This window comes from Sporosarcina sp. E16_3 (assembly GCF_017347125.1).
Classification (GTDB): Bacteria; Bacillota; Bacilli; order Bacillales_A; family Planococcaceae; genus Sporosarcina.
Window position 1 is genome coordinate 15,024 of sequence record NZ_JADPRX010000042.1, and the last position, 12,085, is coordinate 27,108.

Sequence of the window (12,085 nt, forward strand, 5' to 3'; positions counted from 1 at the left end):
GCTAAGACGAAAATGGATAATTGGAGGTTACGGGCATGGATAGAAGAAAAAGATTTGAAGCATTATTTGCTACTATAAATCAATACAATACTGGTGATAAGGGAATAACACGAATTGCTTACTCCAACGAGGAACAAACATGTACCCATGCTTTTATGCGGATGTGCAAGGCTGAAAACCTAGCGATTCGCATGGATTCTTGTGGTAATGTAATTGCCAGACGGGAAGGTAAGATTAAAGGGCTCCCCCCTGTTGCCATGGGCTCTCATTTGGACACTGTCTACCAGGGCGGGAAATACGATGGTGTACTTGGCGTAACAGCTGCATTGGAAGTGATCAAACGCCTAAATGAAAATAAGATTGAAACGAACCATCCCATTGAAGTGATTTCATTTGCGTGCGAAGAATCATCCCGTTTTGGTGTATCAACAATTGGAAGTAAAGCGATGGCAGGGCTATTTGAAAAGGACAAATATCGACATTTGAAAGATAGAGATGGCATTACTTTAGAAAATGCACTCTCTTATTGCGCACTTGATATTAATGGTATCGATCAGGCAAGTCGAGTGAATGAGGAATTTAAAGCTTTTTTTGAATTGCATATCGAGCAAGGTCCAGTATTAGTCAATAATCATAAAAAAATAGGTATTGTTACAGGAATTGCTGCACCGGTTAGGCTAATTGTTAGAATAACAGGTAAAGCATCGCATTCAGGCACGACTCCGATGAATATGAGAAAAGATGCTCTTCTTGGGGCAGCAGAAATTGCCTTGGAACTTGAAAAAGTCGCGAAAGCAGAGGAAGACTTTGGTACTGTCGCTACATTAGGTGTTATGGAGGTGTTCAATGGGGCTATGAACGTCGTGCCAGGAGATGTGGAATTGAAAATTGATATGAGGTCCACTTCGTTACAATCAAGGCAACGCGTGCAAGATCATTTAGCGCATACGATAGCTTCCATTAGAGAGAATAGAAAACTCGAGATAGAAAGTATTGAAATTAGTTCTGAGGAGCCTGTACTTCTATCCCCAGAAATTAATAATGCGCTAGAAATGGTTTGTAAGGACAAGAATATTCCCTATCAACTCATGCAGAGTGGGGCTGGCCATGATGCCATGAACATGACCCGGTTATGTCCTGTAGGGCTTATTTTTGTTCCATCCGTAGACGGAATCAGTCACCATCCAAATGAATACACAGCTATTGAGGATATCCTAATCGGAATTGACGTATTGGAAGAGGCAGTTCTTCGTTTTGCAGTAGTCGAGTAACCAAACTGGTACCTAGGTAACAAATTGTTTGTGTGCCTGTGCAACAAAAAACAACCAACAATTGACCCAATTGTATAAAAAACCAAAAGAGATTAGATAATCAGTTACCTATCTAAACTCCTTTGAATAAATATGGAATTGTAGTGAATTGTTCGAATACGATCTTGCACAGGTACCTGACACTATTGTTTAAGTGTTCGGAAATACAATTCTTTGTCTACTTCGGTAACTTTATGGTTCAAATAACCCACTTCTTTTGAAATAGTTACATTCAATTGTTCAATGGCACTATCTACTTTAGCAAACTGTTCACCTGTTTGTTGCAGACCACTATTCAACTGCACGTCCAAAGTATCAAGTTTACTATCCACCGAATCAAACCGTACATTCATTTCGGTTTTTATTTCCTTTATTTCAGTTTTCAAGTCCTGAAATTCAGTCTTCATGCCCTTTACTTCGGTTTTCATGTCCGTCATATCAGACTGTACTTCAGTCATTTGTTCCATCATTTTGCCCATCATTTCAAGTAATTGTTTATCCATCCCGAATCACTCCTATTGTATTCAGTATAAGGTTTTTCTTAATGGAATGAAAGCCGTATATATCCGCAAATGTTTGTGTGCCTGTGCAACAAACAACAACGAACAATTCACCCAATTGTATAAAAAAGCAAAAGAGATTAGATAATCAGTTACCTATCTAATCTCCTGTACATAAATATGGAATTGTAGTGAATAACCTGAATTTAACCCTGCACAGGTACCTGTCACTTTATTGTAGTGTATTTTCAGAATAGCACCACCGACAGGTACCTGAAATTTTTACAATGCAAACTTCATAAACATCCTCGCTACTTCCTTACTCGATAACTTAAAATAGTCTCGGCTAGCTTCACAATAGGCAAGTAATATATCCGTGCCCTCTGAGTTTTCAAATTTCACCATGTACTTCTGTTGCAGGATTTCCAAAGTTTCAGAATCATGGTACGCTTTTCTTCCCCGATAATAGTCCTCCACGAGTCCATACAATTCATCCATTACACCTTCGATTCGGGGATGTTCCGTCAACAATGTTGCGTAGTATTTATTCTCACGTGATGGTTCGACATTATATTGGTCTTTGAAGAGAACACGTACAATTTTAGCAATCGGGATTACTTCTCTGTCGGAACAAGGAATAAGCCAAGCCACTTCTCCTGTTTCGGTTTTATAACTTACTGTATTACGTAACTTCTCGTTGCTAAATGAAAGGCTTATCCATGATTCAGAAGTGACGCCTGTAACGATATATTCCTTTATGTTATCCATGTCAAGAGACATCAGGTTCGTAATTTCAACTTGTTCATTTCCTAGCATATTATCGATGTTTACATAAGTACCATCACTCAAATGATCGTTAATATGAATCCTTACTTGATTAAGCTCTTGGTTCATTTGATTAGATAAGACGAGTTTATATGAATCTTTGACGCCGTCTGACATTTTACTGAATGAAAGTGAAACAGGATTTATATTCTGAGCCCCTTCATCCATTAAATTCTTGTACGGTTCCTCTAACGACAACAACCATCCGTAGTTCAGCAACTTCCAGCCACGTTTTCTGACCTTCTCAATAATCTGTTCCTCAAAGTACGGTAAAACACCATTTCCGACAAGTACACCGTTGACGTGAAGAGCTCCTGTATCATTCTTATATTCTTCTATATAGTTTTTCAGTTGGGACAAAGCATTTAAATCAATGGCATCTTTTTTAATCTCAACGATTGTCAACTCGCCGGTCTTTTCATTTTCCAGAAGAAGATCTAGTCGTTTATTGCTGTTTACAAATATATATTGACGATCTTTCACTTTCATATCTGGGCCAATCAATTTAGGCCAGTTGGCAATGAAATCTTCGATGTCCCGTTCCAACAGTTGTGGAATTTCATTGGTAGATAGCTGTTTGCCCAACAATACCAGCTTGTCTTGCGGCAAGCTTAAAATGCTATCTACGAGGAAACGCACTTGGCGATCATCCAAAGAGCACCAGTTTCTAAGTTTGGAAGTCAAAGAACCGAAAACAGTTGGGTTCGTATAGGGATCAAAAGGGATACCTAACTGATCAAGCAGTCCTTCATCTATTTCCAGTGGAGTGACGAGTTCAAACGATTGGATGGGATGTCCAAAAACGATTACTTCATGTTCTCTAACAACATTGTTAACTAAATGTGGATTTCGGTACTTACTTATAATTAAGGGGTTATTCTTTGCTTCTGTAATCGGCATAACGGTTTCCACTTCGTAAAAAGCTGTGATATAGCGTTTTCTGTTTATGCTCGTGTGAAAAAACAAATAATCCCCTTTGTTTACTGTCGTAAGCAACTTAAGTCCCCTTGAACCTTTGTCACCATAAGTGAACTCATTGAACATCGGATCCTCTTCTCCATCATTTCGTTTTGGATCGACGTAGGGTATTAAATAATTCATCATGCTCCCCCTTTATTTTTTTGACTTAAAAAAATAACTAGTTAGTCTTGAGTCCATTGTAATGCATTTTACCCAGTTCTGGTATTAGGTATTAGGTATTAGGTATCAATTCAAGTATCCGTTTAATTGTTTGTGTGCAACAAACAACAACAAACAATTCACCCCATTGTATAAAAAGCCAATGGAGATTAGATAATCAGACGCCTATCAAATCTCCTGTTCATACATATGCAAATGTAGCAAATTGACTGAATGTAATCTTGCACAAGTACCCGAAATTAAGTTTTCACAATTATTTGTTCAAGATTAGTCCATCCCAGTTCGCGTTGTACATAATTAAGTAAAGTAGGTAGATTATCCTCAAGCCATTGTGGATTGTTGCCATTGTATAAGTTGATGATCCATGTACTGTAATTTTTCCCGTTTCTTCTCTCGTTGTATTCAAGATTACAAAGTGCTTTGCAATGATAGATGTGGTTCACAATTCTAGCAATCACATTTTCAATAGCATCACTACCGGTAATGTTGAATAGCAGCATTTCTTTGGGTACGTTTAATGGCGATATAATTGAACGATAATCGATTTCATTCACGCCTTTTATACTATTACATTGTCTACAAAGCGTTTGAAGATTGGAAGGTGTATTCTTCCCACCCATCGCTATTGGTAAAATATGATCAATCTCCAAAGATACCCCTTTTCTTCTTTTTTTACCGCAACAGAGACATTGAAGATTATCCCGCAGGTAAACTTGTTGCCTCATTTCGTCCGTTAAAACACCAACAGGTTCATTAATACCAATTCCGTCTATAGGCTGTCCAGTTTCTGGTCCCATTAATATCCGATTCATAGAATGATCAAATGCCTTCTTAAAGTACATAAAGTTCTTATACAGTAATTTCCAGAGTAATCCTTCATCATTATATACGTTTTTTAAATATGTAATACACTCGCGGGGTGGTGTGTACTCGTGTTCCAAAGCGATTCTATCTAGATCATAAACATTTCGTTCATTAAAGTTGAAAAACTCAGGCTTTGTCTTGTTTTGAGCGATATGCCTAATGATTCCAACAATATTCACATGTAGATTTCCATCAAGATTATCCTCTTCATCGATGAAAAATTGATGGGCGTACGAAGATGCAATCGGTAATAGCTCATCGTCTTCTAAGCTTTCATCCGCCCAAGCACCTAAATCCTCTTGCAATAAAAAGTCCATCAACTTGTCGTATTTATATTCATTAAAGTCATATACAACACTACTTTCCATACAAGAGACAAGTTCTTCAGTTCCATGATCTTCTATAGATACCACATACTCTGCTGCATACCAACCAACAGGGATAAAACGTAAATAAGGCGCTTGTTCATATCCTTCATACATGATATCTGCAACCACATTTTTTACCAATTGGATTGAAATAAGGTCAAATGGATTCCTCCCTTGTCTTGAAGGTTTATCTGAATCCACTCCTTCTACATCATCCACAAAGTTAAGCAGTCTTTTCCAGTTGTCCATAAACATGACAATGTTCGCATGGTCCTTTTCTTCTCCACCACCCGCTTTTTCACCTCTTAAAGCACGACCCGCCATTTGAGTGAATAGAATAGGGCTTGTCGTTTGCCTGGTCATCATGACTGTTTTAACATCGGGTACGTCAACCCCCTCGGTCAACATCCTCACATTCACTAAAACATCGTACTTTCCTTCTCTAAAGTCTTTCATGATCAACATATTGTCTTTGTTACTTCTACGCCCGACACCCTCAACATTTGGCTCGTTACTATTTTCAACTTTGGAATAAACAGCATTTGCCTTAACGCCTAGGTCATTTAGTTTGCCAACTATATATTCACATTGAAACCAGCGATCCGCGAAAATTAACGTCTTCCCATATTCCTCTTTATTATTCACGTAATCACTTACGATAAAATTGTTTCTCGAAGAATCCTTCGCTATTTTTTCTATAATTTCTTCCGGCAAGTCTTTATGTTTACTAGTGAGACGCTCGTATAATTTATCATCGACTTCAAAATCAATTCCCGTTTGTTTTTCAATGTATTTGGGCACAGACAAAATACCATTTGTTTGCAAAACATTTTTATCCGCTTCATAACAGATTTTCTCGTTGTATATTTCCCATAACCATCCACTAATTCGCTTGTCATTATGCATTGGCGTAGCTGTAAGACCTAGTATGTATAGATTTTTCATATTCGTTCTCATTGATGTCAAAAGAGTTCTACAGCCAAATGCAGGCGTATGATGTGCTTCATCTACAACAACGAAGAATTCTTCATCAGAAAAATGATCTACGTATTCTCTGAAGGGCGTATTCCTTTGCCCCCCCTTAAGGTCTGTTGCTTCAGTAAAATAAGCTCGAATTGCCGTCTGGGTAGTACATATTACGACGTCATCAGTTGGCACAATGGTGCCTGCATTCGCATGATGATCACTGCTAGAGACGACCCTCATATTAATAGAATCTCTCTCAGAAATATGATGCATCTCGCTTTTAAATGTTTGTGCCGCCTGATCTAGCAAAGTAGAGGATTGCGCCAACCAAAGAACTTTTATTCCTTTAGATAGGATATTTCTACAAATCCAATTGACGGCCGTAAATGTTTTACCAGCGCCTGTAGGCAACACGAGCATCGTTCCCTTATAACCTGTTATAGGTGTCGTTAATGTAGAAGCCAATGCTCCAAAGGCTTCTAATTGGTGTGGGAAAGGTTGCTTCTCGCCACCCGTTTTTCTTTCTCTCACTTCTTCCACCATATAACTCGAATATCCAGACATACAATTCCTCCTCGTATTATATAGTAGAACTATATTACTAAAATCCACTTATAATTCAAATATACTATAAAACGATTAAAATTGCATATAATACCAAGTAGATATCTTACTAATTAAAATATTATTGAAATAGCATTACTACCCCGTTTGTTCCTACTGTCAAATACCAGTGTCCCCTCAAAAAAAAAAAAGACCTTCTAAAAGGACTTTAAATTTGTACATGCAATCTATAATGGATACTACGCAATATCCGCCAACTGCGAATTATTCAACCAATGATTTGTCACACCGCCATCGGAACCTTTCGGACTTATTCGGACATTGTATTCCATAGCTTCCAATAGCCCACCTACTAATTCTTGCATTTCCCATGGATTAAGCTTATCTACTTTATCCTCTATCGAATTGCGTGGGTGCAACAAAAAAAACATTAAGTGGCGGAAAATTGATTGGGAAGTAAAAAAACTCCAGCCATATTTCGGCAAGAGAATTCTTTTCATTCACCGCTAGAGTTGTCTGATTAGTGTCTGAATTGCGCGGTGCACAGGCAGCGATTCAAATTGTTCGAATACGACCTTGCACAGGTACCTGTCACTAAAAAGTTGAACCCCACTTGATTAATTGGATAAATTCTGCTATACAGCTTATAATTAATGAGTATAGGAAGGAGTCGTTTAGTGTGAAGGAAATTCAATTAAATTCTCCTGAGTTTAACCGCGTATTGAAAAATATGGAGCTCGAAAACTTACATTTAAGTCATTCACTGCAACAAAAAGCTCTTGATATTGTCAATTCGGGTATGCCAGTAACGCCGGCGTTGATTAAGGAAGCTTTGGTAAATGGCGACATACAATGAATTTGAAATGACGATTATCTTTTAACGACAAATTTGTTAAGTATGACAAATTTTGCCGAGCTTGAGCAGGCTGAGGCGTTTACTTTCTTGATTCGTGCAACTCAAATTGAACAAGGTGCATACAACATCATGGCTTTTTCGCTCACCAATTTTGTCGGACTTCACCGCCATCTATTCCAAGACATCTACTCGTTTGCAGGACAATTCCGAGATGTGCAATTGATGAAAGGTAATACGCGCTTCTGCCAAGTACAATACATGGATGCATACGCGTCTAATTTATTCACTCAATTAGACAATGAACCTGACTGGGATACTCTTGAGTATGCAGCTAAAAGATTGGCTTATTTCAAATCAGAGCTGAATATGCTGCATCCATTTCGTGAAGGCAATGGTCGGACAATTCGTATTTTCCTACAAGCCTTTGCAAAGTCAAAAAAATTTTTATGGACATACGACAAAATCAATCGTGACGAATACATGCAAGCTATGATACGTGCAGTAACAAGTGAAGATTTTCTTGAAAAGGTATTGCTAGATACATTAAAACCCATAGATTAAATGCCGACGAACTTCCGACTTGGATAGTTCGTTTTTTATATTAAATTGTTTGTGTGCCTGTGCAACAAATAAATAACAAAAGCTGGCGGAAAATTGATGGGGAAGTAAAAAAACTCCAGCCCTTTTTCGGCCAGAGAATTCTTTTCATTTACCGTTCAAATTATTTGATTAGTGTCCGAATTGCGCGGTGCACAGGCAGCGATTCAACTCTCCAACAAAACTAAATCATCCTTCGTAATTTCTTTTTCGAGCGCAAGCCTATTTTGTTTAGTGCTCGCCACAGCCATTCGATAATCGACTTTACGCGTCATTTCTTTTGCTATTTTTTTAGCAAGACCGGCATTTCCGAAATGACTATCCCTACGCGCATAAATCTCTTCATAGTGAAGAACTAATGCACGCTTTGCTTCATCTGTTATGCCGTACCCTTTACTATAGAGGTCGGTAATCTCCATTAATTCCTCTGGTGTATAATCTTCAAAATGGAGCGTTAGTCCGAAACGTCGACGGAGTCCGGCGTTGCTGTCTAAGAAACGATTCATTTCTTTTTCGTACCCTGCGGCAATTACTAGGAACTCACCTTGTCGATCGGACATTTTTTTCAGCAACACTTCCACTGCTTTTTTCCCGAAGTCATTCTCTCCACCACTCGCAAGTGTGTATGCTTCATCAATAAATAACGCACTCCCCATCGCTCGTTCAATCAGCCCGGCTGTCAGCTTCTCCGTTTCACCAATATGACTTCCGACTAAATCGCTGCGATCTACTTCAATCAGATCGCCTCGTTCTAATAATCCTAGCGCTTGATAAATACCAGCGAGCACACGACCGACCTCGGTTTTACCTGTCCCTGGTTTACCAATCAACAGCGTGTGGTTCATCAATTTCTCTGTAGAATAATTTTCTCGTTTGTAGTATCTCATTAATTCAATCATTTTATCGATTTCAGCCTTCACAGAACCAAGGCCGATAAACTGATGGAGTTCTGCACGTTTATGGGCGAGTAGTACTTCATCGATTGGAACTTCGTACGACTTCACGCCACGCTCTTGTACCGCTTGTACAACGTCTTGTTCTTCAAACGTCGTCAATACCTTTTCCGTCCACTCTTCACGCGGAAGTTTCGCAATTCTCATCGACTGAGCAAGCCCGATTTGATCGTATAGGATACGTGCCATTCGAGCGTTACTAAATGTTTCATCGCGCATACGATAACGTTCCACGAACCCCTCATAAACTGCTTGTTTGGCAGCAGGAGTAAGCACATAGCTTCCTTCACACTGGCTTAAGAAGATTTGAAGCAACTCATCTGGTGTATAGTCTTGAAAGTGAATCTTTTCAGTAAAACGATCTTTCAATCCCGGATTAGACGCTAGGAAACGGTTCATATCTTCGGTATAGCCTGCCGCGATAACAATGAATTCACCGCGAGAATTTTCCATTTCAGGAAGCAACGTTTCAATTACTTTTTTACCGAAATCATTACTAGAATTGCCCCCTGCTGCAAGCGTATACGCTTCGTCTATAAAGAGGACGCCACCCATAGCTTCCTTAATAATTACTTTCGTTCGTTCTTCTGATTCACCGACATGTGTTCCAACGAGATCTTCCCGCTTCACTTCAGTGACGTGGCCTGTTTTTAATAAACCTAGTTCCTTAAAAATCTTTCCTATAAGCCGAGCGACTGTCGTTTTACCAGTACCCGGATTACCTTGAAAGATCATATGGGGCGCTACCACCTCGTTAGCTTTCATTCCACGCTCTAATTTGAATTGATTAATGTCGCTAACGTTTTTAAACTCCTGGATTTTGTCTTTCACATCTTCCAGTCCAATAAACCCGTTCAAACCATTCATGAAAACATCCATCTGATCAGTAGGTGATGAATCTACAGGAGAGGAATGTCCAGCACTGCCGCCTAATTTACTAGTGATTGGTGGAACCTGCAAGTCCGTATTGGTGAGCACTGGAACACTGTCATCAAAGCGGACTAAATCTCCTGCTTGGTTGTTCTCAAAAGAACAGTCGTTAAGAACCGGAACCGAACGCTCGAGTCTCAGTCCAGCCTTCTTTCCATTCATCACTTGCACCCCAGTGAATACAGCATCCGAACAATCTTGCAAGATGATTTGATCATCCGGGTGGCCATGTACGCGAGTTTCCGTCACTTCAGTACGCTCCACCTGACTCAAGACGATTCCTGACGATTTACCGTCATAGATTTCACACTCCGTTATAAAGACTTCTGCAGATTCCGTTGCTCTTATTTGTGGCCTTTTATGATTGAACAAAATTGACCGTTCTATTGAAATAACGACTTCAGGACCTGCAAGTATGCCGTTCTTATCGCCACTCGATATTTTACAATCGGTAATTTCTGCTTTAGCCGCAGCACTGAGTAAAACGTTGGATCCCTTATGACCGAAGATGATGCAATTGGCTGCCGTCAACTTGGATTCTTTCACAACTATCCCTGCACTATCCCCACTCTTTACTTCGGTCGCCGACAGAATTACTTCCGATTGTTCAGAAGCAAAAATCTGTACACCACTATGATGGCTAATAAGAGAATCCGAAATAGTCACTTGACTACTTGTCACGTAAACGCCTTTATTGTTTCCACTCTCAATTTCACAACCCAGAATCGTGAACACGCTTTGAGTAAACGAAGTGAGTTGCGTCATCAGATTGTACTTCACTTCAGATTCGATGAGTGTACACGTGGAATTTTCGGAAACAATTCCTCTAGACTTACCCGAAAGGATCTGTGTCTTTGTAATCGAGAGGTTGCTTTGTTCATTACAGGAAATTTGGTCTCCTTTTTGGTTTTTAAACTGTGAGTCGGATAGCTTAACTGATGAATTACTGACGTTCATTCCTTCAGCCTCACCATTTTCAAACGTACTTGCCTCGACTTCGATATGGGATCCATTCGTAAATGCTACATGCTCCAAACGTTGGTTTTTAAAAACACAATTTTTCAGGACACCCTTAGATTGATCACAATAGATTCCTTGCACATGTCCAAAATAAAAATTCGTACTTTCTACGTCCATAGAACTGTCTTGTTCCAAACGAAGTTGAACCCCGCGATTTCCGATGAATGAACTTTTGGTGATTGTTGCTCGACTCGTTTCATACAAGCAAAGGCCAGCTTCTTGCCCACTTAAAATTCCGGTATTCGTTACCGCGACTTCTCCTCCCGCGCGCACACTAATTTGTGCAGACTTGATCGTGTCTTCTACTATGCATTCGAACAAAGCCAAACGCCCGAATACCTCAATCCCTTGTATGTTTTTTTGAAAGGTCGTATGCCCTGCGGATACTTTTGCAGCTGCATCAACTCGCATTGCAACTCCTTGAATCTCAGAGAAAAGACAGTGGTGAAGCGTTACATCTCCTGATTCGATATGTATTCCATAGTCCACTGGACCAGTGCCTCCGCCAATACTGATCGATTCGATACGCACTTCTTCCGTTGTCGCGATACGAACACTGCCTGTTAGACGAACTGAGCTCGCTTCACCTTCTGAACTTCGAAGAACCAGCAGCTTATCGATTGTTACATGTTCATCATAAACACCTTCATCAACTTCCACTGTATCTCCTGGTAGAGCTACCTCTACTCCAACCTGAATGGTTTTGTAGTTGGATCCTTCACGCTGAGACACTTGAATAATTGCCACGTATCTTCCCACTTTCTATTCGTAAATTCCATTGATTTCTATACGTTGTATTTTTCTAAACATACTTATACGAATGAGTTCGATCATGAGTTAAGTATACTAGTAAGCCTAGGGACAGAGTAAAGAACTGCTTGTGAACGAGAGTAGCTAGTTGTTAAAACCGGTACCTGTGCAAGAAACAACAACGTATTTTTTGTGTGCCTGTGCAAAAAAAACAACCAACAATTCAACCGATTGTATAAAAAGCCATTAGGGATTAGATAATCAGGCGCCTATCTAATCTCCCGTTCATGTATATGCAATTGTAGTGAGTTATCCGAATACAATCTTGCACAGGTACCTGAAATTTTAATTTCATCAAGTTGTCCCCTTTTTCGAATGGTTTGTCTATATATAGTGTGAAGGCACCGTTCGTCTAGGCCAAAGACGTCGTGCTGTCGTTAAA

At 39.5% G+C, this 12,085-nt stretch carries 7 protein-coding genes and 1 pseudogene; 3 read left to right on the top strand and 5 right to left on the bottom strand.

The window, feature by feature from the left end; genetic code table 11:
* Positions 1-35: 35 nt before the first annotated feature.
* Complete coding sequence (locus I2483_RS17505) at positions 36-1,271, top strand: Zn-dependent hydrolase (protein ID WP_207278401.1); 1,236 nt, start codon at positions 36-38, stop codon at positions 1,269-1,271.
* A 182-nt stretch (positions 1,272-1,453) separates the two neighbouring features.
* On the opposite strand, the gene I2483_RS17510 is transcribed toward I2483_RS17505, so the two are convergent.
* The 4 genes and pseudogenes from I2483_RS17510 to I2483_RS17525 all read right to left on the bottom strand — a co-directional run.
* Complete coding sequence (locus I2483_RS17510; protein ID WP_207278402.1) at positions 1,454-1,813, bottom strand: hypothetical protein; 360 nt, start codon at positions 1,811-1,813, stop codon at positions 1,454-1,456.
* 279 nt (positions 1,814-2,092) lie between these two features.
* Complete coding sequence (locus I2483_RS17515; RefSeq protein WP_207278403.1) at positions 2,093-3,736, bottom strand: endonuclease NucS domain-containing protein; 1,644 nt, start codon at positions 3,734-3,736, stop codon at positions 2,093-2,095.
* Positions 3,737-4,014: 278 nt separating this feature from the next.
* Complete coding sequence (locus I2483_RS17520) at positions 4,015-6,537, bottom strand: DEAD/DEAH box helicase family protein (RefSeq protein ID WP_207278404.1); 2,523 nt, start codon at positions 6,535-6,537, stop codon at positions 4,015-4,017.
* 284 nt (positions 6,538-6,821) lie between these two features.
* Positions 6,822-6,938, bottom strand: a pseudogene (locus I2483_RS17525) (restriction endonuclease); the annotation flags it as partial.
* 278 nt (positions 6,939-7,216) lie between these two features.
* Between I2483_RS17525 and I2483_RS17530 the strand changes: the two are divergent.
* Both I2483_RS17530 and I2483_RS17535 read left to right on the top strand, forming a co-directional pair.
* On the top strand, positions 7,217-7,393 hold the full coding sequence (locus tag I2483_RS17530) for a Zn-dependent hydrolase (protein WP_207278405.1): 177 nt from the start codon (positions 7,217-7,219) through the stop codon (positions 7,391-7,393).
* Between the two features lie 87 nt (positions 7,394-7,480).
* Complete coding sequence (locus I2483_RS17535; protein WP_207278406.1) at positions 7,481-7,954, top strand: Fic/DOC family protein; 474 nt, start codon at positions 7,481-7,483, stop codon at positions 7,952-7,954.
* A 203-nt stretch (positions 7,955-8,157) separates the two neighbouring features.
* On the opposite strand, the gene I2483_RS17540 is transcribed toward I2483_RS17535, so the two are convergent.
* Complete coding sequence (locus I2483_RS17540; protein ID WP_207278407.1) at positions 8,158-11,640, bottom strand: right-handed parallel beta-helix repeat-containing protein; 3,483 nt, start codon at positions 11,638-11,640, stop codon at positions 8,158-8,160.
* Between the last annotated feature and the right edge of the window lie 445 nt (positions 11,641-12,085).